The 25,532-nt window shown below is 55.5% G+C and carries 23 protein-coding genes and 1 riboswitch; of the genes, 12 read left to right on the forward strand and 11 right to left on the reverse strand.

Annotated elements, in window-relative coordinates:
- Positions 1 to 2: 2 nt before the first annotated feature.
- The 7 genes from ftsL to leuO all read right to left on the reverse strand — a co-directional run bounded on the left by ftsL (position 3) and on the right by leuO (position 7,139).
- Entirely contained in the window at positions 3 to 368 is a 366-nt protein-coding gene (ftsL, locus tag GM298_RS09210; RefSeq protein ID WP_025756747.1) for a cell division protein FtsL, read from the reverse strand.
- Complete coding sequence (gene rsmH, locus GM298_RS09215) at positions 365 to 1,306, reverse strand: 16S rRNA (cytosine(1402)-N(4))-methyltransferase RsmH (protein ID WP_023310390.1); 942 nt, start codon at positions 1,304 to 1,306, stop codon at positions 365 to 367. The genes ftsL and rsmH overlap by 4 nt, the downstream gene beginning before the upstream one ends.
- A 2-nt stretch (positions 1,307 to 1,308) precedes the next feature.
- Positions 1,309 to 1,767 carry a division/cell wall cluster transcriptional repressor MraZ gene (gene mraZ, locus GM298_RS09220; protein WP_021240528.1) on the reverse strand — a complete coding sequence of 153 codons (459 nt, stop codon included), beginning with the start codon at positions 1,765 to 1,767 and terminating at the stop codon, positions 1,309 to 1,311.
- A gap of 599 nt (positions 1,768 to 2,366) precedes the next feature.
- Positions 2,367 to 3,374 (reverse strand): catabolite repressor/activator, encoded by a 1,008-nt coding sequence (gene cra, locus GM298_RS09225; protein ID WP_014168621.1) that lies wholly within the window; start codon positions 3,372 to 3,374, stop codon positions 2,367 to 2,369.
- A 179-nt stretch (positions 3,375 to 3,553) separates the two neighbouring features.
- Positions 3,554 to 4,045: an acetolactate synthase small subunit gene (ilvN, locus tag GM298_RS09230; RefSeq protein ID WP_014882536.1), complete on the reverse strand. Its 492-nt coding sequence runs from the start codon at positions 4,043 to 4,045 to the stop codon at positions 3,554 to 3,556.
- A 1-nt stretch (position 4,046) separates the two neighbouring features.
- Positions 4,047 to 5,771: an acetolactate synthase 3 large subunit gene (gene ilvI / locus GM298_RS09235; protein ID WP_266153995.1), complete on the reverse strand. Its 1,725-nt coding sequence runs from the start codon at positions 5,769 to 5,771 to the stop codon at positions 4,047 to 4,049.
- Positions 5,772 to 6,152: 381 nt separating this feature from the next.
- A complete protein-coding gene (gene leuO, locus GM298_RS09240) occupies positions 6,153 to 7,139 on the reverse strand; it encodes a transcriptional regulator LeuO (RefSeq protein WP_416347234.1) in 987 nt (328 codons plus the stop codon).
- Between the two features lie 563 nt (positions 7,140 to 7,702).
- Between leuO and leuL the strand changes: the two genes are divergently transcribed.
- From leuL to leuD, 5 genes are all read left to right on the forward strand, one after another.
- Complete coding sequence (leuL, locus tag GM298_RS23335; RefSeq protein ID WP_071530973.1) at positions 7,703 to 7,789, forward strand: leu operon leader peptide; 87 nt, start codon at positions 7,703 to 7,705, stop codon at positions 7,787 to 7,789.
- 90 nt (positions 7,790 to 7,879) lie between these two features.
- A complete protein-coding gene (leuA, locus tag GM298_RS09245) occupies positions 7,880 to 9,451 on the forward strand; it encodes a 2-isopropylmalate synthase (protein WP_025758002.1) in 1,572 nt (523 codons plus the stop codon).
- Positions 9,451 to 10,542 (forward strand): 3-isopropylmalate dehydrogenase, encoded by a 1,092-nt coding sequence (gene leuB, locus GM298_RS09250; protein ID WP_025758003.1) that lies wholly within the window; start codon positions 9,451 to 9,453, stop codon positions 10,540 to 10,542. The genes leuA and leuB overlap by 1 nt, the downstream gene beginning before the upstream one ends.
- A 2-nt stretch (positions 10,543 to 10,544) precedes the next feature.
- On the forward strand, positions 10,545 to 11,945 hold the full coding sequence (gene leuC, locus GM298_RS09255; protein WP_047957747.1) for a 3-isopropylmalate dehydratase large subunit: 1,401 nt from the start codon (positions 10,545 to 10,547) through the stop codon (positions 11,943 to 11,945).
- Positions 11,946 to 11,955: 10 nt separating this feature from the next.
- A complete protein-coding gene (leuD, locus tag GM298_RS09260; RefSeq protein WP_025758004.1) occupies positions 11,956 to 12,561 on the forward strand; it encodes a 3-isopropylmalate dehydratase small subunit in 606 nt (201 codons plus the stop codon).
- A gap of 195 nt (positions 12,562 to 12,756) precedes the next feature.
- On the opposite strand, the gene GM298_RS09265 is transcribed toward leuD, so the two are convergent.
- Both GM298_RS09265 and sgrT read right to left on the reverse strand, forming a co-directional pair.
- Positions 12,757 to 13,935: a sugar efflux transporter gene (locus tag GM298_RS09265; RefSeq protein ID WP_266153997.1), complete on the reverse strand. Its 1,179-nt coding sequence runs from the start codon at positions 13,933 to 13,935 to the stop codon at positions 12,757 to 12,759.
- 121 nt (positions 13,936 to 14,056) lie between these two features.
- Complete coding sequence (gene sgrT, locus GM298_RS09270; protein ID WP_052685734.1) at positions 14,057 to 14,209, reverse strand: glucose uptake inhibitor SgrT; 153 nt, start codon at positions 14,207 to 14,209, stop codon at positions 14,057 to 14,059.
- Between the two features lie 88 nt (positions 14,210 to 14,297).
- Between sgrT and sgrR the strand changes: the two genes are divergently transcribed.
- From sgrR to thiQ, 4 genes are all read left to right on the forward strand, one after another.
- On the forward strand, positions 14,298 to 15,953 hold the full coding sequence (gene sgrR, locus GM298_RS09275) for an HTH-type transcriptional regulator SgrR (protein ID WP_266153998.1): 1,656 nt from the start codon (positions 14,298 to 14,300) through the stop codon (positions 15,951 to 15,953).
- 36 nt (positions 15,954 to 15,989) lie between these two features.
- A riboswitch (TPP riboswitch) is annotated at positions 15,990 to 16,090 on the forward strand.
- A 31-nt stretch (positions 16,091 to 16,121) separates the two neighbouring features.
- Complete coding sequence (thiB, locus tag GM298_RS09280; RefSeq protein ID WP_047957743.1) at positions 16,122 to 17,105, forward strand: thiamine ABC transporter substrate binding subunit; 984 nt, start codon at positions 16,122 to 16,124, stop codon at positions 17,103 to 17,105.
- Positions 17,081 to 18,691 carry a thiamine/thiamine pyrophosphate ABC transporter permease ThiP gene (gene thiP, locus GM298_RS09285; RefSeq protein ID WP_266153999.1) on the forward strand — a complete coding sequence of 537 codons (1,611 nt, stop codon included), beginning with the start codon at positions 17,081 to 17,083 and terminating at the stop codon, positions 18,689 to 18,691. The genes thiB and thiP overlap by 25 nt, the downstream gene beginning before the upstream one ends.
- Positions 18,675 to 19,376: a thiamine ABC transporter ATP-binding protein ThiQ gene (thiQ, locus tag GM298_RS09290; protein ID WP_266154000.1), complete on the forward strand. Its 702-nt coding sequence runs from the start codon at positions 18,675 to 18,677 to the stop codon at positions 19,374 to 19,376. The genes thiP and thiQ overlap by 17 nt, the downstream gene beginning before the upstream one ends.
- Positions 19,377 to 19,429: 53 nt before the next feature.
- Here the strand turns inward: thiQ and GM298_RS09295 are convergent, their stop codons facing one another.
- Positions 19,430 to 20,197 carry a DedA family protein gene (locus GM298_RS09295; RefSeq protein ID WP_025758008.1) on the reverse strand — a complete coding sequence of 256 codons (768 nt, stop codon included), beginning with the start codon at positions 20,195 to 20,197 and terminating at the stop codon, positions 19,430 to 19,432.
- A 128-nt stretch (positions 20,198 to 20,325) separates the two neighbouring features.
- Complete coding sequence (gene araC / locus GM298_RS09300; RefSeq protein WP_047957739.1) at positions 20,326 to 21,171, reverse strand: arabinose operon transcriptional regulator AraC; 846 nt, start codon at positions 21,169 to 21,171, stop codon at positions 20,326 to 20,328.
- A 337-nt stretch (positions 21,172 to 21,508) separates the two neighbouring features.
- Between araC and araB the strand changes: the two genes are divergently transcribed.
- From araB to araD, 3 genes are all read left to right on the forward strand, one after another.
- On the forward strand, positions 21,509 to 23,218 hold the full coding sequence (araB, locus tag GM298_RS09305) for a ribulokinase (protein WP_266154001.1): 1,710 nt from the start codon (positions 21,509 to 21,511) through the stop codon (positions 23,216 to 23,218).
- 10 nt (positions 23,219 to 23,228) lie between these two features.
- Entirely contained in the window at positions 23,229 to 24,731 is a 1,503-nt protein-coding gene (gene araA / locus GM298_RS09310; RefSeq protein WP_045284807.1) for an L-arabinose isomerase, read from the forward strand.
- Positions 24,732 to 24,817: 86 nt separating this feature from the next.
- A complete protein-coding gene (gene araD / locus GM298_RS09315; RefSeq protein WP_266154002.1) occupies positions 24,818 to 25,513 on the forward strand; it encodes an L-ribulose-5-phosphate 4-epimerase in 696 nt (231 codons plus the stop codon).
- The last annotated feature ends 19 nt before the right edge of the window (positions 25,514 to 25,532 follow it).

A 25,532-nucleotide genomic window follows, 5' to 3' on the forward strand; every position in this document is an offset into this window, starting at 1 on the left:
CCTTATTTTTGTACTACGATATTTTCCTGGGAAGGATCAACATGCTGCAGTTGCAGCTTTTCCGTTGCGATCCGTTCAACCCGGCTGTGATCGCCGAGCGCGTTTTCTTCAAGGATCAGATTTCGCCATTCAATATCCAGCGCATCGCGTTCCAGTACCAACTGCTCGCGTTGCGCAGTCAATAAACGAGTATGGTGAGCGGTGGTCACCACCGTAACTGCCGTAACAATGATGCAAATGAACAGGCAGAGTGGCAGTTTCCCGAACCGCAAAAGATCGTCGCCGATCACGCCAGGCAAGGCATGGCGCTCGTTGCTTCCTAACGAATCCTTAACTTTGCTGAGGGTCTCTGTCACTCTGCCGATCATGCGTTCGTCCTCTCTGCAACACGCAGCACTGAACTACGGGCACGTGGATTCTCTGCCACCTCTTCTTCGCCCGGCATCAACTTGCCTAGTGCTCGCAACTGACGGCCACCCAGCTTCCTGAGTTGTTCTTCCGTCATCGGCAGCCCCGCTGGCACCTGTGGACCGCGACTTTGTTCACGCATAAAGCGTTTCACAATACGGTCTTCCAGCGAATGGAAGCTGATGATGGATAACCGCCCACCCGGGGCCAGCACGTCGAGCGAGCTTTTTAGCGCCAGCTCTATTTCCTCCAGTTCACTGTTTACCCAGATGCGAACCGCCTGGAAGGTACGGGTCGCGGGATGTTTGTGTTTGTCCTTCACCGGCGTCGCCGCCGCGATCACTTCGGCCAGCTCTTTGGTGCGAGTCATTGGCTCAATGCGGTTGCGCTCAACAATGGCGCGCGCAATACGTTTGCCAAAGCGCTCTTCGCCAAAGGTTTTGATGACCCATGCGATATCCGCTTCGTCAGCGGTCTGTAACCACTCGGCGGCAGACTGACCACGGGTCGGATCCATGCGCATGTCCAGCGGACCATCACGCATAAAAGAGAAGCCGCGTTCAGCATCATCAAGCTGAGGTGAAGAGACGCCAAGATCGAGAAGAATTCCGTCGATCTTGCCCGTCAGGCCGCGCTCAGCAACGTATTCCGCGAGCGCAGAGAAAGGTCCATGCACGATGGAAAAACGTGGATCATTGATGGTCTGTGCAACGGCAATCGCCTGCGGATCGCGATCGATTGCCAGCAGACGTCCTTCCTCACCCAGCTGGGAGAGGATCAAACGCGAGTGGCCACCGCGACCAAAAGTGCCATCAATGTAGATGCCATCCGGACGAATATTCAGGCCGTTAACAGCCTCGTCCAGTAACACCGTTTTATGTTTATAATTTTCCATCATATTTATAGAGACAAGTCCTGCAGCCGTTCCGATAATGTCGCGGAATCAGACTGCTCAGCGTCGATATCTTCCTTGACCTGTTGATACCAGGTCGTTTCATCCCACAGTTCAAATTTGTTGAACTGCCCGACCAGCATCACTTCTTTGGTCAGACCGGCATGTTGCCGTAATACAGGCGCAATCAGTAATCGCCCTGCGTTATCCATCTGACATTCACTGGCATGTCCCAATAACAACCGCTGCACGCGGCGTTCCTGCGGGTTCATGCTCGACAGTCGCGACAGCTTTTGCTCAATAATTTCCCATTCAGGCAGGGGGTAAAGCAGCAGGCAGGGGGAGTTAATGTCAATGGTGCAAACCATTTGACCCGCAGCGTTCTCAATCAGCTGGTCGCGGTATCGGGTTGGTACCGATAAACGCCCTTTACTGTCGAGATTGACTAACGTTGCTCCACGGAACATGCCAGTCTCACCCCTCCTCACCACTTTAACCCACAAATTCCCACCTAAAGGAGTTTACGGAGCGAGGGAAAAGCTTGTCAAGCCAGGACTCTCCCTGTAAGGACCCGAAAGCCCTCTATTTACAGAGATAAACACACCTGGTTAATAACTGCACAACTGGCGAAGCAAAATTAACGTTATGAATATTTGTAAGAAAAAAACCGAATATGCACACTAGCGTTAAAGCTCACTCAATATCATCGCAGATAAATATAAAGTGTCAGTTTGCGACGCGGGCAGCATTTTATGACAGATTCTCAGGGGATAACAGTGCCAGATTCACCAGGACACACGGTAAACGCGGCGGTTAGCAGGTCAGCTGTCAAAGGAAGAGAAAAAACGTCTGAATATTCATCGACCGAAGAGGGTTTGTAACAAAGTAATACAAAAATAGCCGATTAAAAGGGCTCAGTCGTTCTTAAAAGGACAATTTAAGCGTCAGAATGAATTAAGAAAAATAGCAGATTATGATCCCTCAAGAATTATCCTAATTTCTCTCCGGGAATTATCTGCCCGAATTATCACAACAAAATGGGGCGGATTTCTCCGCCCCGAACATTTCATTTATGACGGCTTAAAATTCCGCGATGATAGAGATTACGTTTGATACGCGTCAGGCCTGGCTTCGGTTTACGAGGCTCATCCAGACTCGCCAGCACAATCTCAAGCACGCGTTCAGCCACATCACGATGACGCTGTGCTACCGCCAGCACCGGGCACTGGAGAAAGTCCAGCAGCTCGTTATCGCCGAAAGTGGCAATGGCCAGGTCGGAGGGGAGCTTGCCTTCACGCCGTAAGGTCACATCCATTACCCCTTGCAGAAGTGCAAAAGAGGTAGTGAACAACGCCTGAGGCATCGGGTGCGTCTCCAGCCATTTCTCGAACAACTGCGCAGCGGCTTCACGTTCGTAGCTGTTGGCATAGAGATAATGCACCTCGCGCGGATCGTCTTTCCAGGCGGTTCTGAAACCCTGCTCACGCAAAAAACTCACCGAAAGCTCAGGCAGCGCGCCAAGATAAAGCACGGTTTCTGCCGGGAACGTTCTTAGCTCAGCGGCCAGCATTTCTGCATCATCCTGATCGGCACCCACCACGCTCGTGAAATGCTCGCGGTCCAGGGCGCGATCCAGCGCGACGATCGGGAACGGGTCGTTCGCCCAGCGCTGGTAGAACGGATGCTCTGGGGGTAAGGAAGTCGACACGATAATGGCATCGACCTGACGCTGGAGCAGATGCTCAATACAGCGCATCTCGTTATCGGGCTGATCTTCCGAGCAGGCAATCAGCAGTTGATAGCCGCGCTGGCGCGCCTGGCGCTCAAGGTAGTTGGCGATACGGGTATAGCTGGTGTTTTCCAGGTCCGGGATCACCAGACCAATAGAGCGGGTGCGCCCGGCGCGCAGGCCGGCTGCGACAGCATTCGGATGGTAGTTATGTTCACGAACCACCGCCATAACTTTTTCAACGGTCTTATCGCTGACACGGTACTGTTTTGCTTTACCGTTAATCACATAGCTGGCCGTTGTTCGTGACACGCCGGCTAGCCGGGCGATTTCATCCAGTTTCACAATTGCCCCTTAAAAAAAGAAAAGAGTCCATGGCCCTGTCAAGGTTATGGTTAAATCTTTTAACATCTAAACGCAGAAAAGCCTTCGCGGCAACCGCTTTTATCTGCGTTGTCGGCTGATTACGCAAAAAAAAGCCCGGCTTTGGTGACCGGGCAGAAAGAGGCGAACCTTTTTGACAACTAACGCATGATTTTCTCGCCGCGTGACAGACCCACTACACCCGATCTCGCCACCTCAACAATTTTGGCTACATCCCGCACGGATGCCAGGAAAGCATCCAGCTTGTCGCTCGTCCCCACCAACTGCACCGTATAAAGAGAAGGCGTGACGTCGATAATCTGTCCGCGGAAAATATCCGCATTGCGTTTGACTTCTTCACGCCCGTAGCCACTGGCCTGAATTTTCACCAGCATGACCTCACGTTCAACGTAGGCCCCCTGCCCCAGCTCGCTCACGCGCAGTACGTCGACCAGTTTATGCAGCTGTTTTTCAATTTGCTCAAGGACTTTCGCGTCGCCGACGGTCTGGATCGTCATACGCGACAGCGTTGGGTCATCCGTCGGGGCGACAGTCAGGCTTTCAATGTTATAGCCGCGCTGTGCAAAAAGCCCAATGACGCGCGACAGGGCGCCAGACTCGTTTTCCAGTAAAACAGACAATATCCGGCGCATATCAGGTTCTCTCCGTTTTGCTTAACCACATTTCATCCATACCCCCACCACGAATATGCATCGGATATACGTGCTCGGTGCCATCAACAATGACATCCATAAAGACGAGGCGGTTGTTTTTAACGTGTTCAAGCGCTTCTGCAAGCTTCGTTTCCAGCTCAGCCGGCTCAGTCACACGCATGCCAACATGGCCGTATGCTTCAGCAAGACGAACAAAATCCGGTAGCGATTTCATGTATGACTGTGAGTGACGGCCAGAATAGATCATATCTTGCCACTGCTTCACCATGCCGAGGTAGCCGTTATTCAGGTTCAGCACGAGAACCGGCAGTTCATATTGCAGCGCAGTCGACAGCTCCTGAATATTCATCTGGATACTGCCATCTCCGGTCACGCAGACGACGGTTTCATTCGGCAGCGCCAGCTTCACGCCCAGCGCGGCGGGCAGACCAAATCCCATCGTTCCTAAACCACCCGAGTTGATCCAGTGTCGCGGTTTATCAAATTGATAATACAGGGCGGCAAACATCTGGTGTTGTCCTACATCGGAGGTCACATACGCTTCACCTTTGGTCAGCCGCCACACCGCTTCGATAACCGCCTGCGGCTTAATGTTTTCACTGTGCGTGTCATATTTCAGACACTGGCGCGCACGCCACTGTTCAATCTGCTGCCACCAGTCGCGGATTTCATCCAGCGGCTGGGTAGCACTCTCCTGCCCCAGCAGCTCCAGCATTTGCTCCAGGACCTGTCGGGCATCCCCGACGATCGGCACGTCAGCCGACACCGTTTTTGAGATTGACGTCGGATCGATATCAATGTGCAGGACGGTCGCGTTCGGACAATACTTCGCCAGATTGTTGGTCGTGCGATCGTCAAAGCGCACGCCTACGGCAAAGATCACATCAGAATGGTGCATCGTCATGTTGGCTTCATAGGTGCCGTGCATGCCCAGCATACCCAGTGCCTGACGGTGGGTGGCGGGAAATGCCCCCAGCCCCATCAGCGACGATGCAACAGGAAGGTTAAGCTTTTCAATGAGTTCACGCAGCTGGACTTCGCAGGCAGCATTGATCGCGCCGCCACCAACATAGACAACCGGTTTTTTAGCTGCCAGAAGCGTTTGCAACGCGCGCTTAATTTGACCTTTATGGCCTTGCGTGGTTGGGTTGTAGGAACGCATGCTCACCGATTCCGGCCAGACGTAAGGCAGTTTGTTGGCCGGGTTCAGGATATCTTTAGGCAGATCGACTACGACCGGCCCCGGACGCCCGCTTGCCGCCAGCCAGAAGGCTTTTTTCAGTACGCCTGGAATGTCTTCGGTTTGCTTGACCAGGAAGCTGTGCTTCACTACGGGACGCGAAATCCCGACCATGTCGCACTCCTGAAACGCATCGTAGCCGATCAGTGAGGTCGCCACCTGCCCGGAGAGGATCACCAGCGGAATAGAGTCCATATACGCCGTTGCAATGCCGGTAATGGCGTTTGTCGCGCCGGGACCGGACGTGACTAAGACCACGCCCACTTCACCCGTCGCACGCGCCAGGCCGTCAGCCATGTGGACCGCCGCCTGCTCGTGACGTACCAGAACATGGTCAATGCCCCCAACCGTATGCAGCGCATCATAAATATCAAGGACCGCGCCGCCAGGGTAGCCGAACACTTGCTTCACGCCCTGGTCGATCAGCGACCGGACGACCATTTCCGCGCCAGACAACATCTCCATGCTTTGCCTCCAGGCATTGTGTTACAGACGGACTGCCGAAATCATTTCCGCACCGTCTTATGATTGGGATAAACCAATCTTATATTTTTGCAGAGTGTTCTTTACCTTAACCGCTCGTTTTGTGGCAGGCAATTAGCAAACCCGGGGAGACAATCGGTGCCAGAAGCAGAAAAAGCAGCCGTTAACGGAAGATATGGTTAATTCATCTGAGAATGGAGGATGGGATGACGCATCATCGCTGAAAAGCGCGACAATGCAGGAAATCATCTATTTTTGCGAACCAGACAGCCGCCCGAGAAAAAGCATAACAGAATAAAATATCACTACGCTTAATAAACACAGGATAAACCACACAACCTGATGCGATTTATCCTGATGAGTTTACCGGCGACAAATGCTAACAAGTAACTCTTCCATCCACTGATGTCCTTTATCCCGCCCCGCCGCTTCATGCCAGGAGAGATAGCAGGTTCGGCTATTAAGCTTAAGCGGCAGTGGCAAAATTTGCAGATTTAAGGGCTCAGAAAACTCTTCTGCCAGCCAGCGTGGCGCAATGGCCACCAGGTGTGTCTGGGAGACCACATTTAATACGCTGACCATCGCCATGCCCTGATAGGCTACACACGCCTGTTTATCCGCCGTGTCATACCACGGCAGGCTAAAAGAAGCGTACCTGTCGAGAGCAACAACGGCGTGCTGCTCGTTATAAACATCACTTTCTCGTAGCGGAGTAGTCAGGCGCGGATGTTTTTTACTGGCGACCAACACCATTTCATCTTTAAACAGCGGTACGCAGGAAAATTCAGGTCGACGGAACTCTTCATATCCCAGGACAAATTCTATCTCCTGATAACGTAGCTGATGTTCGGTGTTTTGATTAAGAGAGGATTTAAAGACCAAATTGATATTCGGCGCGATCTCTTCCACCTTATTATATATTATCGACGTTAAATAATTATCTAATGGGCTACAGACACAAAGATGAAAAACGCGTTCGCTGCTTAAGGGTTCAAACCCCGAGCCCGGCAGCTCATTTTGTACCAGCTGCAGCGCCTGGCGGATTGAGCCGAATAGCTGGAATGCACGCGCCGTGGGCTGAATCCCCCTGCCATAGCGGACGAACAGTTCATCGTTAAACATAACCTTGAGCCTGGCGACGGCATTACTGACCGCAGGCTGTGACATCCCCAACGTTTGTGCCGCGCGGGTGATATTCTGTTCCTGCATGACAGCATCAAACACCGTCAACAGATTCAGGTCCACGGTACGTAACTGCGGTTTAATCCCATCAGCAGCTTGAGCTTGTTTAATATTATTTTCTGGCACTTCAGACTCCACTGTCACGCTACACTCCCTTTGCCAACGCATTGTAATAATCTCGAAAAATATGATTTATCATGCAAATATGACCAGCGAAAGAGAATTGTTTAAAATTCGGAATATATAAAGACACTAAAAGAACGACAATAAAAGGCGCAAATGATATGTTTAACTTTAGGGTTGAGATGAAACCATAAACCAAACAAATATACAATTCCCCGAGAGTTAATGATGACTTAAGTATTATTAAACTGTTATTACCACTGCACCTCATTACGTTAACAGGCTGTTATTCACACACTTTTACCGAAAGGCCTGAATTGATTCATCGAACTTATAACTTAATGATATTAAAACCCTTTACGCCTGCAACACACTTAACAACGGCACCTTTCCGGTTTAAACAAATTATTTTTATTTATTTCTGCAACCTTTTTTTAAGTCCAAAAATAGACAATTAAACAGGTCAAAAAACACAAAACCAGCACAATTAGCTAAAGCAAACAGACTGCACGTATAGGCTGTCAGCGCCGTTTTTATCCTCAGGGGTTGACATGAACGGGCGTATCCAGTACCACTAAAAGCATATTGAATTTAACGGAGCACGATTCATGATTCGCACCATTCGTTTCACCGGTCTACTACTACTAAACGCATCCACTGTGCGCGGTAGACTGGCGGGCGAAATTCAGCGTTGAATCGTCACCAGTAAGACTAAAACCCGCGCCATTGCGCGGGTTTTTTTATGCTCGTAGCAAGGCGCCCTAAGACTGACAAGGACCAAACCCATGAGCCAGCAAGTCATTATTTTCGATACCACTTTACGTGACGGTGAACAGGCATTACAGGCAAGCCTGAGTGTTAAAGAGAAACTGCAGATCGCGCTGGCTCTCGAACGTATGGGTGTCGACGTGATGGAGGTCGGTTTCCCTGTCTCGTCTCCGGGTGATTTCGAATCCGTACAGACCATCGCCCGCACCATCAAAAACAGCCGCGTCTGTGGCCTGGCACGCTGTGTAGAGAAAGACATCGACGTCGCGGCCGAGTCGCTGAAAGTCGCCGAAGCGTTCCGTATCCATACCTTTATTGCGACCTCGCCAATGCATATCGCGACCAAATTGCGCAGCACGCTGGATGAGGTAATTGAACGTGCCGTGTATATGGTTAAGCGCGCACGCAACTATACCGATGACGTTGAATTCTCCTGTGAAGATGCAGGCCGTACGCCAATTGAAGACCTGGCGCGCGTGGTGGAAGCGGCCATCAACGCGGGCGCAAAAACCATCAATATCCCGGACACCGTCGGCTACACCATGCCATTTGAATTCTCCAGCATCATTACCGGTCTGTATGAGCGCGTACCGAATATTGATAAAGCCATTATCTCCGTTCATACCCATGACGATTTAGGCCTGGCCGTCGGTAACGCCATCGCCGCGGTACATGCTGGCGCACGTCAGGTTGAAGGGGCGATGAACGGCATCGGTGAGCGCGCAGGTAACTGCTCGCTGGAAGAAGTGATCATGGCGATCAAAGTGCGCAAAGACATCATGAACGTGCACACTCGCATTAATCACAACGAAATCTGGCGCACCAGCCAGACCGTCAGCCAGATTTGCAACATGCCAATTCCGGCCAACAAAGCCATTGTCGGCACTGGCGCCTTCGCGCACTCCTCCGGTATTCACCAGGATGGCGTGCTGAAAAACCGCGAAAACTACGAAATCATGACCCCGGAATCTATCGGTCTGAATCAGGTGCAGTTGAACCTGACCTCGCGTTCCGGGCGTGCGGCGGTGAAACACCGTATGGAAGAGATGGGCTATAAGGACAGCGATTACAACATGGATCAGCTGTACGACGCGTTCCTGAAACTGGCCGACAAAAAAGGTCAGGTGTTCGACTATGACCTGGAAGCGCTGGCCTTTATTAACAAGCAGCAGGAAGAGCCGGAGCACTTCCGTCTGGATTATTTCAGCGTCCAGTCCGGCTCCAGCGACATCGCCACGGCGTCCATCAAACTGGCCTGCGGGGATGAGATTAAAGCAGAAGCGGCTAACGGTAACGGCCCTGTCGATGCCATCTACCAGGCGATTAACCGCGTCACCGAATATGACGTTGAGCTGGTGAAATATGACCTGACGGCCAAAGGCCACGGTAAAGATGCGCTGGGGCAGGTGGATATCGTCGTCAATTACAACGGCCGTCGCTTCCACGGCGTAGGTCTGGCGACCGACATCGTGGAATCTTCCGCCAAAGCGATGGTGCATGTCCTGAACAACATCTGGCGCGCCGCCGAAGTCGAGAAAGAGTTGCAACGCAAAGCTCAGAATAAAGAGAACAACAAGGAAACCGTGTAATGTCGAAGAATTACCATATTGCTGTGTTGCCGGGTGACGGTATTGGCCCGGAAGTGATGGCACAGGCGCTGAAAGTACTGGAAGCCGTTCGCGCGCGTTTTGCGATGAAAATCACCACCAGCCACTACGATGTGGGCGGTATTGCGATTGATAACCACGGCACGCCATTGCCGAAAGCCACCGTTGAAGGCTGCGAAAATGCCGATGCCGTGTTGTTTGGTTCCGTCGGTGGCCCCAAATGGGAACACCTGCCGCCCGCAGAGCAGCCCGAGCGCGGTGCGCTGCTGCCGCTGCGTAAGCATTTCAAGCTGTTCAGCAACCTGCGTCCGGCGAAGCTGTATCAGGGGCTGGAAGAGTTCTGCCCGCTGCGCGCGGACATCGCCGCCAATGGGTTCGATATTCTGTGCGTGCGTGAACTGACCGGCGGGATCTATTTCGGTCAGCCCAAAGGACGTGAAGGCAGCGGCCAGCATGAAAAAGCGTTCGATACCGAGGTGTATCACCGTTTCGAAATTGAACGTATCGCTCATATCGCGTTTGAGTCTGCGCGCAAGCGCCGTCATAAAGTGACCTCTATTGATAAAGCGAACGTGCTGCAGTCTTCCATTTTATGGCGCGAGATCGTCAGTGAAGTCGCTAAGCAGTACCCGGACGTTGAGCTGTCGCACATGTACATCGACAACGCGACCATGCAGTTGATCAAGGATCCTTCGCAGTTTGATGTCCTGCTGTGCTCCAACCTGTTCGGGGACATTCTTTCGGACGAGTGTGCAATGATCACCGGCTCGATGGGCATGCTGCCATCCGCAAGCCTGAACGAAGAAGGGTTTGGCCTGTACGAGCCGGCAGGCGGTTCCGCCCCGGATATCGCGGGCAAAAACATCGCGAACCCGATTGCGCAGATCCTCTCTCTGGCCCTGCTGCTGCGCTACAGCCTGGATGCAGGCGATGCGGCAACCGCAATTGAAAACGCCATTAACCGGGCGTTAGAAGAAGGCGTCCGTACCGGTGATTTAGCACGCGGCACGGCGGCAGTCAGTACTGATGAAATGGGCGACATTATTGCCCGCTATGTCGCGCAAGGGGTGTAATCATGGCCAAAACCTTATATGAAAAATTGTTTGATGCGCACGTTGTTTACGAGGCACCAAACGAAACCCCGCTGCTGTATATCGACCGACATTTGGTACACGAGGTGACCTCTCCTCAGGCATTTGACGGCCTGCGTGCGCACAAGCGTCCGGTACGTCAGCCGGGAAAAACCTTCGCCACGATGGATCACAACGTTTCCACCCAGACCAAAGACATTAATGCCTCGGGTGAGATGGCACGTATCCAGATGCAGGAGCTGATTAAGAACTGTAACGAGTTTGGCGTTGAGCTTTACGATCTGAACCACCCTTATCAGGGCATCGTTCACGTGATGGGACCTGAACAGGGGATTACCCTGCCGGGCATGACCATCGTCTGCGGTGACTCCCATACCGCGACCCACGGTGCGTTTGGCGCCCTGGCGTTCGGGATTGGTACCTCTGAGGTTGAACACGTGCTGGCAACACAGACCCTGAAGCAGGGCCGCGCCAAAACCATGAAGATTGAAGTGAAGGGTAAAGCTGCGCCGGGTATTACTGCAAAAGATATCGTGCTGGCGATCATCGGTAAAACCGGCAGCGCGGGCGGTACCGGCCACGTGGTGGAATTCTGCGGCGAGGCTATCCAGGCGCTGAGCATGGAGGGGCGTATGACCCTCTGCAACATGGCCATTGAGATGGGTGCCAAAGCCGGTCTGGTCGCGCCAGATGAAACGACCTTTAACTATGTGAAGGGGCGTCTGCACGCGCCGAAAGGTCAGGATTTTGACGACGCGGTGGCGTACTGGAAAACCCTGAAAACCGACGACGGCGCAACCTTTGATACCGTCGTCACGCTGCAGGCAGAAGAGATTGCACCTCAGGTGACCTGGGGCACCAACCCGGGCCAGGTGATTTCCGTTAACGACACGATTCCTGACCCGGCGTCCTTTACCGATCCGGTGGAGCGTGCCAGTGCGGAAAAAGCGCTGGCCTATATGGGCCTGAAGCCCGGTGTACCGTTAACCGACGTGGCCATTGATAAGGTATTTATCGGTTCCTGCACCAACTCTCGTATAGAAGATTTACGGGCGGCTGCAGAGATTGCCAAAGGCCGCAAAGTGGCGCCGGGCGTGCAGGCGCTGGTCGTTCCAGGCTCCGGTCCGGTGAAAGCTCAGGCGGAAGCCGAAGGTCTGGATAAGATCTTCATCGAGGCAGGTTTCGAGTGGCGCCTGCCTGGCTGCTCCATGTGTCTGGCGATGAACAATGACCGCCTGAATCCAGGCGAGCGTTGCGCTTCCACCAGTAACCGTAACTTTGAAGGCCGTCAGGGACGCGGTGGGCGTACCCACCTGGTCAGCCCGGCAATGGCCGCCGCTGCGGCAGTCACCGGCCATTTCGCCGATATTCGCAGCCTGAAATAAGGAGACAATCATGGCAGAGAAATTTACCCAACATACCGGCCGGGTTGTCCCCCTGGACGCCGCTAACGTCGATACTGACGCGATCATTCCGAAACAGTTTCTGCAGAAAGTAACGCGTACCGGTTTTGGTGCCCACCTGTTTAATGACTGGCGTTTCCTGGACGACAAAGGCGAAGTGCCGAATCCCGAGTTCGTTCTGAATTTCCCGGAATACAAAGGGGCCTCCATTTTGCTGGCGCGGGAAAACTTCGGCTGCGGCTCATCCCGTGAGCACGCGCCCTGGGCACTGACCGACTACGGTTTTAAAGTGGTTATCGCCCCAAGCTTCGCGGACATCTTTTACGGCAACAGCTTTAACAACCAGCTGCTGCCGGTCACGCTGAGCGACGAACAGGTCGATGAACTGTTCGCGCAGGTTAAGGCGAATCCGGGGATGTCGTTTGAGGTGGATCTGGAAGCAGAAGTGGTTAAAGCGGGCGATAAAACCTACCGCTTTAGCATCGATGCGTTCCGTCGTCACTGCATGCTGAACGGTCTGGACAGTATTGGTCTGACCCTGCAGCACGAAGATGCCATTTCAGCCTACGAGAAAAAACAGCCAGCGTTTATGGGCTAAAGGCCATGAAGAGACTAACCTCGCAATGTTGGTTGTGAAGTTGGTCTCCCCATCAGTTTATTGATGTGGGACTCTCCACTGTTTGCCTCTTGCGAAAGCCTGAGGCAAACAGCCTCAAGCACCCGCCACGCACTCTATTCCCCTTCTTCGTACCTGTCAGAAAGTCGTTCCATTTCGTGAAGCCGTCTTCCAGAATCAAACGTCTTTGACCCGGCAGGTCAGCCCAAGCGTAGCCACCGAAATCGCCGCAATCATCCAGTACACCGAGGCATGTCCGTAACTTTGCGCCAGCGCCCCTTGAATCACGCCCGCCAGGATCACCCCGGTCGAAATACTGTTGGTAAAAAGCGTCGTTGCCGAGCCCGCGCGGCCAGGCATTAAGTCCTGGAACCAGAGCATGCCAATACCGGCGACAATGCCAATAAACACAGCGTTGAACAGCTGCAGCGCCAGTAACGCTTCGCGCGAATGGAAAAGGATCAGCCCCGCGTAAAACAGTACCCCAGCCGCCACCGCCACGATCATCATCCGACGCTTTCCGAAACGCTTGACGTAGTAACCCGCCAGAATCATTGCTGGAATTTCCAGCCCGGCCGCGGTCCCCATTAAGATCCCGGCGAGCTTGTCCGGCAAGCCCAGATCGCTGCTGATCCACAGCGGCATATCGATGATGTACATGGTGTTGCAGGTCCACATCAGCGTGGAGGCAATAAACAGCATCCGGACGTTTTTGTCCTGCCAGCCGCTCACCTCGGTGATGGGTTTATCCGTCGTCTGTTCAACGCGGGCCACGGACGGCAGGGCAAAGGCGATCAGGAGCAGACTGATGGCAAAAATCCCTGCGGCGATAGAGAACATGGCGGTAAAGCCATAGTTCAGTGCCAGCATAAAGGCCAGCGGCGGGCCAATGACCCACGCCAGCGAGAGCTGCGCACGCATCACTGAGCTGAACATCACCACTTCCCGCGCCGAGTTATCGGCATATTCCCGGGCCAGGGCGAACAGCTGCGGCATGGCGGTGTTCGCCAGCGAGGCCAGCAGCACGCCACAGGTAATGAGCGTCAGGTAGTGCCGATTGAAAGCAAAGAGCAGCGCGTTACCCACGGCCATGGCGCAGCAAAAGAGGATCAGCTTACGACGATCGCCCTGGCTGTCCGAACGTTTCGCCAGCGCGAGACTGACCAGGATCCCGGCAACGGCGTTGACGGTATAAAACAGCCCCACCCAAAACGGCTGCGCACCCACCTCGCGGCTGAGAAACAGGCTCAGCGTCGGTGCCTGCAGCGCCCCCGCCACGCCCATCATAAAGGCCACCAGCATAAAAGCGGCATAGACGCCATTCAGGCGTCGCCCCATCGTCATCAACCAGAGCATGCGCAAGTCCTTGTGAAAGCGGATCAAAACCGGGTGAAAGAATAAACGAAAAAAGCCAGCAAAAAACATTTTGCTGGCGGGTGATAAGCACCAATACTCAGTCACACATGATCGAGGCGAGTTAGCGAGAAGAGGTCGGTTTCGTAACATCCCACTGCATCAGCTCTTCCAGTATTTTCAGCCGTTGCTCTGCACACTGGCGGGCCAGCCAGGACGTTCCTTTTGTCGCTGAAAAATAGTGCTGATAAAACTGACGTGCGGTAGACCTCTTCATAATTTACCTCCTCACTTCATCGGTAAGGATTATTGGCTTAATATAGGGATTAATAAATTGCTGATTTTTTGTCAGGAGTTCCTCTTTTATGCCTTCTGGTCGACTGCAACAACAATTTATCCGCCTCTGGCAGTGCTGCGAGGGGCAATCGCAGGAGACCACGCTGAACGAGCTGGCCGACCTGCTGAGCTGCTCCCGCCGCCATATGCGCACGCTGCTCAATACCATGCAGCAGCAGGGCTGGTTAAGCTGGGAAGCGGAGGCAGGACGCGGCAAACGATCGCGCCTGACCTTCCTCTATACCGGGCTGGCGTTGCAGCAGCAGCGCGCCGAAGACCTGCTGGAGCAGGACCGAATTGACCAGCTGGTGCAGCTGGTGGGCGATAAAGCCGCGGTGCGCCAGATGCTGGTTTCCCATCTCGGACGCAGTTTCCGCCAGGGCCGTCACATTCTGCGGGTCCTCTACTATCGGCCGATGAAAAACCTGTTGCCCGGCACGGCCTTGCGCCGCTCAGAAACCCACATGGCCCGACAAATCTTCAGCGGCCTTACGCGGATAAATGAGGAAAATGGGGAACTGGAAGCAGATATCGCTCACCACTGGCAGCAACTTTCCCCGCTTCACTGGCGCTTTTTTTTACGCCCCGGCATCCACTTTCATCATGGCCGCGAGCTGGAAATGCACGACGTCATCACCTCTCTGGAACGCGCCCGCACGCTGCCGCTCTACTCGCATATTTCGCACGTCCACTCGCCAACGGCATGGACGCTGGATATTGAGCTTTCACAGCAGGATCAGTGGCTCCCCTGGCTGCTGGGCTATGTGCCGTCAATGATTTTGCCCGGCGAGTGGGAATCGATGAACAATTTTGCCAGCCTGCCGATAGGTACCGGGCCCTACGCCGTCTCCCGTAATAATAACAACCAGCTGAAAATCCGCGCGTTTGATGACTACTTTGGCTATCGGGCGCTGATCGACGAAGTGAATGTGTGGGTATTACCGGATCTGAATGAAGAGCTGAGCGCCGGCCTAACGCTGGAAGGTCCCACCACGGGAGAAAAGGCCGTGGAGAGTCGCCTGGAGGAGGGATGCTACTATCTGCTGTTCGACAGCCGCACCCACCGCGGGGCCAACCCGGCCGTCCGTAAGTGGATCAGCCATATACTGTCCCCTTCCAACCTGATCTACCATGCGGAAGAGCAGTATCAGACCTACTGGTTCCCGGCGTACGGCCTGCTACCGCGCTGGCACCATGCCCGCCCGGCGCACGCCGACAAACCTGCTGGGCTGGAGTCCATCTCACTGACCTACTACCGCGAGCATGTGGAGCATCGTTTTATCGCCAGGATCATGACCAGACTGCTGGCAGCGGAAGGCGTCAGGCTGGAGATCAGGGAAGTGGATTATCACGAATGGCACCAGGGAGAGATAACCAGTGATATCTGGCTGAACAGCGCCAACTTCACCCTGCCGCTCGATTTTTCATTATTCTCGCACCTTTATGAAGTCCCGCTGATCCAGCACTGCATCGACCGTGACTGGCAACAGGATGCCGCCCGGTGGCGTGCGGGCGAGATGAATCTTGCCGTATGGTGCCAGCAGCTGCTGGCTGAACAGGCGATCGTTCCCTTGATCCACCACTGGCTGATGATCCAGGGACAACGCAGTATGCGAGGCCTGCGGATGAATACTCTGGGCTGGTTCGATTTCAAATCGGCCTGGTTTGCCCCGCCGGAACCATAACGCTTTCGTAATATTCACCAAATCATTACAATACCGCCGTTCTCAACGGGGTGCTGCATCACTGATGTGCGCTGAGATAATACCCGTCGAACCTGATCCGGATAACGCCGGCGAAGGGATTTGAGGCTGTCGCTCAAAATCCTTTGCCACTCAACCCTGAGGTGCAAAGTGTTAAAAAAAGTTCTTCCCCTGCTGGCGCTGTTTGCGCTGCCTGCTTTAGCTAAGCCCGTTCTGACGGTCTACACCTACGACTCTTTCTCTGCCGACTGGGGCCCTGGCCCGGTCGTCAAAAAAGCCTTTGAAGCGGACTGCAACTGCGAACTGAAGTTCGTGGCGCTGGAGGACGGCGTTTCCCTGCTCAACCGTCTGCGCATGGAAGGAAAAAACAGCAAAGCGGATGTGGTGCTCGGGCTCGATAACAACCTGCTGGAGGCCGCCTCGCAAACCAAACTCTTTGCCAAAAGCGGCGTAGCGGCAGAAGCCGTTAACGTGCCTGGCGGCTGGAAAAACGACACCTTTGTGCCGTTCGACTACGGCTACTTTGCTTTTGTCTATGACAAAAACAAACTGAAAAACCCGCCGAAGAGCCTGAAAGAGCTGGTGGAAAGCGACCAGAAATGGCGTGTAATTTATGAAGACCCACGCACCAGTACGCCGGGTCTGGGCCTGCTGCTGTGGATGCAAAAAGTCTACGGGGACAAAGCGCCCCAGGCGTGGCAGAAGCTGGCCGCCAAAACCGTGACGGTGACCAAAGGCTGGAGCGAAGCCTATGGCCTGTTCCTGAAAGGCGAAAGCGACCTGGTGTTGAGCTACACCACCTCTCCGGCTTACCACATTATCGCCGAGAAGAAAGATAACTATGCCGCCGCTGATTTTGCTGAAGGGCATTATCTGCAGGTGGAAGTGGCCGCGCGTACCGCCGCCAGCAAACAGCCGGAGCTGGCAGAAAAGTTCCTGAAATTTATGGTATCACCCGCCTTCCAGAACGCCATTCCGGCAGGAAACTGGATGTATCCCGTCACGAATGTTGCGCTACCAGCAGGGTTCGAGCAGTTGACCAAACCAAAAACCTCGCTGGAATTTACGCCGCAGCAGGTCGCCGCGCAGCGTGCAGCATGGGTAAGTGAATGGCAACGCGCCGTCAGCCGTTAATTCCCGGCTGGTTACTGCCCGGGCTGCTCGCCGCCAGCGTGATGGTGGCGGTCAGTCTGGGTGCCTTTCTTGCGTTGTGGTTTAACGCGCCAGAGAGCGACCTGCTCGCGCTCTGGCACGACAGCTATCTCTGGCACGTCATCCGTTTTTCATTCTGGCAGGCGTTTCTGTCTGCCCTGCTGTCGGTCATGCCGGCCATTTTTCTTGCGCGCGCGCTCTATCGCAGGCGTTTCCCCGGCAGGCAGGCCCTGCTGCGCCTGTGCGCCATGACCCTGATCCTGCCCGTGCTGGTGGCCGTTTTTGGCATTCTGAGCGTTTACGGCCGCCAGGGCTGGCTGGCCTTTCTGTGCGGCCTGCTTGGTCTTGAATGGACCTTCTCGCCTTACGGACTGAAAGGCATTTTGCTGGCGCACGTGTTTTTCAATATGCCGATGGCGACACGCCTCTTTTTGCAGGCGCTGGAGAACATTCCCGGCGAACAGCGTCAGATTGCCGCCCAGCTTGGTATGCGCGGCATCTCATTCTTCCGCTTTGTCGAATGGCCGTGGCTGCGCCGCCAGCTCCCGCCCGTAGCGGCATTGATCTTCATGCTCTGCTTTGCCAGCTTTGCTACCGTGCTTTCACTCGGCGGCGGGCCGCAGGCCACAACCATTGAGCTGGCGATTTACCAGGCGCTGAGTTACGACTACGATCCTGGACGCGCCGCGCTGCTGGCGATAGTCCAGATGACGTGCTGTCTGGCTCTGGTCATGCTCAGCCAGCGCCTGAGTAAAGCCATTCCCCCGGGCAGTAATCAGATAGCGGGCTGGCGCGATCCGCAGGACAGCCTGCACAGCCGCATCTCCGATTTTCTCCTGATTGTGCTGGCGCTGGCGCTGCTGCTGCCGCCGCTGCTGGCCGTTATCATTGACGGTCTGAACCTCAATCTTCTGTCCGTTCTGCAACAGCCTGTCCTCTGGCAGGCCACCGGGACCTCGCTTCGCATTGCGCTGGCGGCCGGGCTGCTGTGCGTCATGCTGACCATGATGCTGCTGTGGAGCAGCCGTGAACTCTATGCCCGGCACGCCCGAAAGGCCGGACACGCGCTGGAGCTGACAGGCATGCTGATTCTGGCCATGCCAGGCATCGTGCTGGCGACGGGCTTCTTCCTGCTGTTCAACAGCACCCTCGGCCTGCCGGACAGCGCTGACGGCATTGTGATCTTTACCAATGCGTTAATGGCCATCCCTTACGCGCTCAAGGTTCTGGAAAACCCGATGCGCGACGTCAACAGCCGCTACAGTTTGCTCTGTCAGTCGCTGGGGATGCAGGGCTGGCAACGGCTGAAAGTGGTGGAATTACGCGCGCTAAAACGCCCGCTGGCGCAGGCGCTGGCGTTTGCCTGCGTGCTCTCCATTGGTGACTTTGGGGTCGTGGCGCTGTTTGGCAATGACAATTTCCGTACGCTGCCCTACTGGCTGTATCAGCAAATCGGCTCTTACCGCAGCCAGGACGGCGCGGTTACCGCACTGTTACTGCTGCTGCTGTGCTTTGCTTTATTTACCGTAATCGAAAAACTTCCGGGGCGTAATGTTAAAACTGACTGATGTAACCTGGCTCTATCAGCATCTGCCGATGCGCTTCACGCTCTCCGTGCGCCAGGGAGAGATGATTGCTGTGCTCGGACCAAGCGGAGCGGGCAAAAGCACGCTGCTTAATTTGATTGCGGGTTTTCTGCAGCCGGCGAGCGGATCGATAGTCATTGAAAACCGGGACCATACCCACACGCCGCCCGCAAAACGTCCTGTCTCCATGCTGTTTCAGGAAAATAACCTGTTTACCCATCTGACAGTGCGGCAGAACATTGCTCTCGGGATGGATCCGGGATTCAAGCTGAACGCAGCCCAACGTCAAAAGCTGGAGAACATTGCCACACAGATGGGGATCATCGGGTTTATCGACAGACTGCCGGGCGAGCTCTCTGGCGGCCAGCGTCAGCGCGTGGCGCTGGCGCGGTGTCTGGTGCGCGAACAGCCGGTACTGCTGCTGGATGAGCCGTTCTCTGCGCTCGATCCCGCCCTGCGTCAGGAGATGCTGGCGCTGGTGCAGGACGTCTGTCAGCGCCAGCAGCTGACGATGCTGATGGTGTCGCACAGCATCGAGGATGCCGCACGGATTGCGCCGCGATCGGTAGTGATCGCGGAGGGACGCATTTTGTGGGATGGAGCAACAGAAGCGCTGCTGAGTGGTAAAGCGGGGGCGTCTTCATTGTTGGGCATTCCTGCGGCCTGATGCCCTCACCCTGCCCCTCTCCCATGTACAGTCCGGGGAGAGGGAAAACAACATCAACGGCTCACAACCTTCAACAGGATCTCACCGTACACCGGCATCAGCGGGTGACGAATCAACGCCACCAGCGCCACCACCGCCACGCCCAACGTCAGCGGCGCCAGCCACAACAGGCGAGCGCGGGGAAGATAGCGCGTCAGGCGATCGATATTCGCTTTCGCGCTGCGCCACAGACGCCAGCACAGCCATGCCGCCAGCCACAGCAGCAGCGCGGTACCCAGCAGCAGCCACTTAAACTCGCCGCTTTGCATACCGTCAGGAATATCGATAGCCGCACCCGCGAGGATCCCCGGCAGGAAGTAGAACGGAGGCCAGAAGACGCAGCCGATAATATTCGGCACTACGAATTTTGCGACCGGCAGATCCAGCATCCCTGCGACCATGGGAACCAGCGGACGCGTGGGACCGACAAAGCGGCCGACGAGGATAGTAAACATGCTGTGCTGGTGCAGCGCATGCTCGGTTTTATCCAGCAAGGCTTTGTTCTTTTTCATGAACGACCAGCGGTGCAGCGGCTTCTTAAAGCGCCAGCCCAGCCAGAAAGAGATCCAGTCGCCCAGCAGACAGCCGACGATCCCGGCCAGCCACGCCTGCCAGAAATTGACCTCACCGCTACCAATCAGCGCGCCAAGCCCTGCCATCATCACGGTGCCGGGCAGGATTAACCCCACGAGCGCCAGCGATTCCAGAAAGGCCACCAGCGCCACGGCGATGAGCGAATACATAACGGACTGGGTAATAAAGTGTTCCAGCAATGCCTGCATAACTATTCCGGTCAGAAAACGAATCAGCGATTCTGCTTAGCGCCCCGCACCGCGTCAAGGCAACAATTGTCTGAATAGTTTACAGGTTGCTTTGAGCATTCACCTGTTTGTTTATCTTTTTTTACCGTTCATTCACAACCCGCGCGGAATTCGCTCGGGCTGGCGCCGGTGCACTTTTTAAACACGCGAGAAAAATAGAGCTGATCTTCAAAGCCTACGTTGCGCCCCACGGTGGCGATCGGCATCCGGGTGGTGCTGAGCAGAAGCTTCGCCTGGCTTATCCGCTGATCCTCACGCCAGCTCAGCACGCTGACGCCAAGCTGCTGACGAAACAGATGCGACAGCCGCGACGGTGAGAGACAGACATGCTGGGCAACGCTGGCGATATCAAACTGGCTATCGGCCAGATGGTCACTGATGTACTGGCAGGCATCGCGCACGCGGTTATCCAGCGGCGGATTCAGCGACGCGTTAATCGCCTCCATCCGTCGCAGCAGCAGTTGTTCAAGCAGGTTAATCGCCAGCAGTTCGGCATAACGGCCTCCCGCCTGCCCCGCCTCAATAATCTGCGCAAAAAGCTCGCGAAACTGCGCCAGATGCGCCTCATCCGGGCGGTAATAACCGGTGTGCGCAAAAATGGCTGGCCATGAAAGCCACTCCTGCCAGTAGGCGCGCGGACGGAAGTAGACCCACTGGTGATACCACTCTTTGGCATCCGGGTGACGGCCATAATGGTGGATCTCTCCCGGAGGGAACAACAGGATGTCACCGGGGCGGCAGATGAACTGCTGGTCGCCATTCTTGATAACTCCCTCCCCTCGCACGGTCAGGTTGAGAATATAACCTTTCATCCCGAGCGGTCGGTCAATGTAAAAATCGAGATATCCCTCAGCCTCGATAGGGGTCAGCCCCGCCACAAGGTGCGCGTTAAACGAGTATCCCGGCAGCAGGGGATCGTTTTGCGTTTCGGCCATAGATTCAGTTCTCCCAAGGGTCCTGAAGGAAACCAATTGTCCATATCATTAAAAGCAGGTCAAAAATGGTCTGCGCAAAGATCTCAAAAGCGTTATGCCTCTTTTACGTCCGCCATGTTTCAGCCTTTCCCCCTGATTTCTCCGCCAGAGCAGGCAGATAAGCAGTAACAAAAGTGTCTATAAGTGCGGCAGAAATGTCCACATTGAATATTTGCACGGCGTCACACTTTCCGTTGTAACAGCAATTTAGTCCATAAGATTAGCGGATCCTGCCTGACGATTTTCGCCCCCAGTCTCTAATGTTCTTCCATACCTGTTTTTTCGATGGAGCAACACCATGGCAATTGCGATTGGCCTCGATTTTGGCAGCGATTCGGTTCGCGCGCTGGCAGTGGACTGTACGTCCGGCCAGGAGATAGCAACCAGCGTTGAGTGGTACCCGCGCTGGCAAGAGGGGCGCTACTGCGATGCGCCAAACAACCAGTTCCGTCACCACCCGCGTGACTACATTGAGTCGATGGAAGCGGCAATCAAAACCGTCCTTGCTGACCTGACTGAGGCCCAGCGGGCAGAGATTGTCGGGATTGGCGTCGACAGCACCGGCTCCACCCCCGCCCCTGTGGATGCCGAAGGGCGCGTACTCGCGCTGCGCCCTGAATTTGCCGACAACCCGAACGCCATGTTCGTGTTGTGGAAAGACCATACCGCCGTGGAAGAGGCCGAAGCCATCACCCGCCTGTGCCATCAGCCAGGTAAAACAGACTACTCGCGCTACATTGGCGGGATTTACTCCAGCGAATGGTTCTGGGCCAAGATCCTGCACGTTACCCGCACGGACGCATCGGTTGCCCAGGCAGCCGTCTCCTGGATTGAACTGTGCGACTGGGTTCCCGCCCTGCTCTCTGGCACCACGCGGCCACAGGATATCCGCCGCGGCCGCTGCAGCGCCGGACATAAATCCCTCTGGCACGAAAGCTGGGGCGGCCTGCCTCCGGCGGCGTTCTTCGATGAACTCGACCCGATCATCAACAAAAACCTGAAATACCCGCTGTTTACCGACACCTTCACCGCCGATATTCCCGTCGGCACGCTTTGCGAAGAGTGGGCGACGCGTCTTGGCCTGCCGCAGAACGTGGCGATCTCCGGCGGCGCGTTTGACTGCCATATGGGCGCCGTCGGTGCCGGCGCGCAGCCTAATACGCTGGTGAAAGTGATTGGCACCTCAACCTGCGACATCCTGACGGCGGATAAAGCCACCGTCGGCGAGCGTGCGGTGAAAGGCATCTGCGGCCAGGTTGATGGCAGCGTGGTGCCGGACTTCATCGGCCTCGAAGCCGGTCAGTCCGCGTTTGGCGATATTTACGCCTGGTTTGGTCGCGTGCTGGGCTGGCCGCTGGATCAGCTGGCGGCCGCGCATCCGGAACTGAAAGCGCACATTGCCGAGAGTAAAAAACAGCTTCTGCCGCAGCTCACGGACGCCTGGGCGAAAAATCCGTCTCTCGATCACCTGCCGGTGGTGCTGGACTGGTTTAACGGTCGCCGCACGCCATTTGCCAACCAGCGCCTGAAAGGGGTTATTACCGATCTCAACCTCGCGACCGACGCACCGGCGCTGTTCGGTGGCCTGATTGCCGCCACCGCCTTCGGTGCCCGCGCGATTATGGAGTGCTTCACCGAGCAGGGCATCGACGTGAATAACGTGATGGCGCTGGGGGGCATTGCCCGTAAAAACCCGGTCATCATGCAGGCCTGCTGCGACGTGCTGAACCGTCCGCTGCAGATTGTCGCGTCCGATCAATGCTGCGCGCTGGGCGCGGCAATTTTTGCCGCAGTGGCCGCCGGTGTTCATGCCGATATCCCGACTGCGCAGCAGCACATGGCAAGCGCCGTTGAAAATACGCTCCAGCCGCGTACCCAGCAGGCACAACGCTTCGAACAGCTTTATCAGCGCTACCAGCAATGGGCAAAAAGCGCCGAACTTCACTATATCCCTGTCGCCGCCCCGGCCAAAAGCACCGCGGACACTACGGCAACCCTGACCCATTAAGGACACGATGATGACCATTTTTAATAATTATGAAGTGTGGTTTGTGATTGGCAGCCAGCATCTGTACGGACCACAGGCGCTGCAGCAGGTAACGAAACACGCGGAGCACGTTGTTAACGCGCTGAATGCGGAAGCCAAACTGCCCTGCAAACTGGTGCTGAAACCGCTGGGCACGACGCCGGATGAGATCACCCATATCTGCCGCGACGCGAACTACGACGATAAATGTGCCGGTCTGGTGGTGTGGCTGCACACCTTCTCACCGGCCAAAATGTGGATCAACGGTCTCTCCATCCTTAACAAACCGCTGCTGCAGTTCCATACCCAGTTCAACGCCTCCCTGCCATGGGACAGCATTGACATGGACTTCATGAACCTGAACCAGACCGCGCACGGCGGCCGCGAGTTCGGCTTCATCGGCGCGCGTATGCGTCAGCAGCACGCGGTGGTCACCGGCCACTGGCAGGACGGCCATGCACAACAACGTATCGGCTCCTGGATGCGCCAGGCAGTCTCTAAACAGGACACCCGCCATCTGAAAGTGGTGCGTTTTGGCGACAACATGCGTGAAGTGGCGGTGACCGACGGCGACAAAGTGGCCGCGCAGATCAAGTTTGGCTTCTCCGTCAACACCTGGGCCGTGGGCGACCTGGTACAGGTGGTGAATGAAATCAGCGACGGCGACGTCAGCGCGCTGGTGGATGAGTACGAAAGCCGCTACCGCCTGACGCCTGCGGCACAAATCAACGGCGACAAGCGCCAGAACGTGCTGGATGCGGCGCGCATTGAGCTGGGCATGAAGCGCTTCCTGGAACAGGGCGGTTTCCACGCCTTTACCACGACGTTTGAAGATCTTCATGGCCTGAAACAGCTGCCCGGCCTGGCAGTACAACGTCTGATGCAGCAGGGCTACGGCTTTGCCGGGGAAGGCGACTGGAAAACTGCCGCTCTGCTTCGCATCATGAAGGTGATGTCGACCGGTCTGCAGGGCGGCACCTCCTTCATGGAGGACTACACCTACCACTTCGAGAACGGCAACGATCTGGTGCTCGGCTCACACATGCTTGAAGTGTGCCCTTCTATCGCGGTGGAAGAGAAGCCGATCCTCGACGTGCAGTACCTCGGCATTGGCGGTAAAGCCGATCCGGCACGTCTGATCTTCAACACCCGTACCGGCCCGGCCATCAACGCCAGCCTGATCGATCTGGGGGATCGTTTCCGCCTGCTGGTGAACTGCGTTGATGCCGTTGAAACGCCCCATTCTCTGCCAAAACTGCCGGTCGCTAACGCCCTGTGGAAAGCACAGCCGGATCTGCCAACCGCGTCAGAAGCGTGGATCCTGGCCGGCGGCGCGCACCATACCGTCTTCAGCCACGCGCTGGATCTGAACGACATGCGTCAGTTCGCCGAGCTGCACGACATCGAACTGACCGTGATTGATAACGATACCCGCCTGCCGGCTTTCAAAGACGCGCTGCGCTGGAACGAAGTTTATTACGGTTCAAAACGCTAAGCCCTGAATGCCCGGTGGCGCTGCGTTGACCGGGCCTACGGTTCTGTAGGCCGGCTAAGTGAAGCGCCATCCGGCAGGAGACAACAATGTTAGACGATCTCAAACGTCAGGTTCTCGAAGCTAACCTGGCGCTGCCGAAACACAATCTCGTCACCCTCACCTGGGGCAACGTAAGCGCCGTTGACCGCGAAAAAGGCGTCTTCGTGATCAAGCCTTCCGGCGTCGATTACACGGTGATGACTGCAGACGATATGGTCGTTGTCAGCATCGAAACGGGTGAAGTGGTGGAAGGGAACAAAAAGCCCTCCTCCGATACGCCAACCCACCGGTTGCTGTACCGTTCATTTCCGACCATCGGCGGTATTGTGCATACCCATTCGCGCCATGCTACCATCTGGGCGCAGGCGGGCCAGTCCATCCCGGCGACCGGCACCACCCACGCAGACTACTTTTATGGCACCATCCCCTGCACGCGCCTGATGACCGACGCTGAAATTAACGGCGAGTATGAGTGGGAAACCGGCAACGTGATTGTTGAAACCTTCGAGAAACAGGGAATCGACGCGGCGCAAATGCCCGGCGTGCTGGTACACTCCCACGGCCCGTTCGCCTGGGGTAAAAACGCGGAAGATGCGGTGCATAACGCGATTGTGCTTGAAGAAGTTGCCTATATGGGGATCTTCTGTCGCCAGCTGGCGCCACAGCTGCCGGACATGCAGCAAGCCCTGCTGGATAAGCATTATCTGCGCAAGCACGGTGCAAAGGCGTACTACGGGCAGTAAGCTGTATATATCCCCAGCA

The organism is Enterobacter sp. HSTU-ASh6 (assembly GCF_026319105.1).
Classification (GTDB): domain Bacteria; phylum Pseudomonadota; class Gammaproteobacteria; order Enterobacterales; family Enterobacteriaceae; genus Enterobacter; species Enterobacter sichuanensis.

Coding starts and splice junctions, on each gene's coding strand:
- ftsL (WP_025756747.1), bottom strand. CDS start 368: ATGATCGGCAGAGTGACAGAGACCCTCAGCAAAGTTAAGGATTCGTTA.
- rsmH (WP_023310390.1), bottom strand. CDS start 1,306: ATGATGGAAAATTATAAACATAAAACGGTGTTACTGGACGAGGCTGTT.
- mraZ (WP_021240528.1), bottom strand. CDS start 1,767: ATGTTCCGTGGAGCAACGTTAGTCAATCTCGACAGTAAAGGGCGTTTA.
- ilvN (WP_014882536.1), bottom strand. CDS start 4,045: ATGCGCCGGATATTGTCTGTTTTACTGGAAAACGAGTCTGGCGCCCTG.
- ilvI (WP_266153995.1), bottom strand. CDS start 5,771: ATGGAGATGTTGTCTGGCGCGGAAATGGTCGTCCGGTCGCTGATCGAC.
- leuO (WP_416347234.1), bottom strand. CDS start 7,139: ATGCGTTGGCAAAGGGAGTGTAGCGTGACAGTGGAGTCTGAAGTGCCA.
- leuL (WP_071530973.1), top strand. CDS start 7,703: ATGATTCGCACCATTCGTTTCACCGGTCTACTACTACTAAACGCATCC.
- leuA (WP_025758002.1), top strand. CDS start 7,880: ATGAGCCAGCAAGTCATTATTTTCGATACCACTTTACGTGACGGTGAA.
- leuB (WP_025758003.1), top strand. CDS start 9,451: ATGTCGAAGAATTACCATATTGCTGTGTTGCCGGGTGACGGTATTGGC.
- leuC (WP_047957747.1), top strand. CDS start 10,545: ATGGCCAAAACCTTATATGAAAAATTGTTTGATGCGCACGTTGTTTAC.
- leuD (WP_025758004.1), top strand. CDS start 11,956: ATGGCAGAGAAATTTACCCAACATACCGGCCGGGTTGTCCCCCTGGAC.
- GM298_RS09265 (WP_266153997.1), bottom strand. CDS start 13,935: ATGCTCTGGTTGATGACGATGGGGCGACGCCTGAATGGCGTCTATGCC.
- sgrT (WP_052685734.1), bottom strand. CDS start 14,209: ATGAAGAGGTCTACCGCACGTCAGTTTTATCAGCACTATTTTTCAGCG.
- sgrR (WP_266153998.1), top strand. CDS start 14,298: ATGCCTTCTGGTCGACTGCAACAACAATTTATCCGCCTCTGGCAGTGC.
- thiP (WP_266153999.1), top strand. CDS start 17,081: ATGGCAACGCGCCGTCAGCCGTTAATTCCCGGCTGGTTACTGCCCGGG.
- thiQ (WP_266154000.1), top strand. CDS start 18,675: ATGTTAAAACTGACTGATGTAACCTGGCTCTATCAGCATCTGCCGATG.
- GM298_RS09295 (WP_025758008.1), bottom strand. CDS start 20,197: ATGCAGGCATTGCTGGAACACTTTATTACCCAGTCCGTTATGTATTCG.
- araC (WP_047957739.1), bottom strand. CDS start 21,171: ATGGCCGAAACGCAAAACGATCCCCTGCTGCCGGGATACTCGTTTAAC.
- araB (WP_266154001.1), top strand. CDS start 21,509: ATGGCAATTGCGATTGGCCTCGATTTTGGCAGCGATTCGGTTCGCGCG.
- araA (WP_045284807.1), top strand. CDS start 23,229: ATGACCATTTTTAATAATTATGAAGTGTGGTTTGTGATTGGCAGCCAG.
- araD (WP_266154002.1), top strand. CDS start 24,818: ATGTTAGACGATCTCAAACGTCAGGTTCTCGAAGCTAACCTGGCGCTG.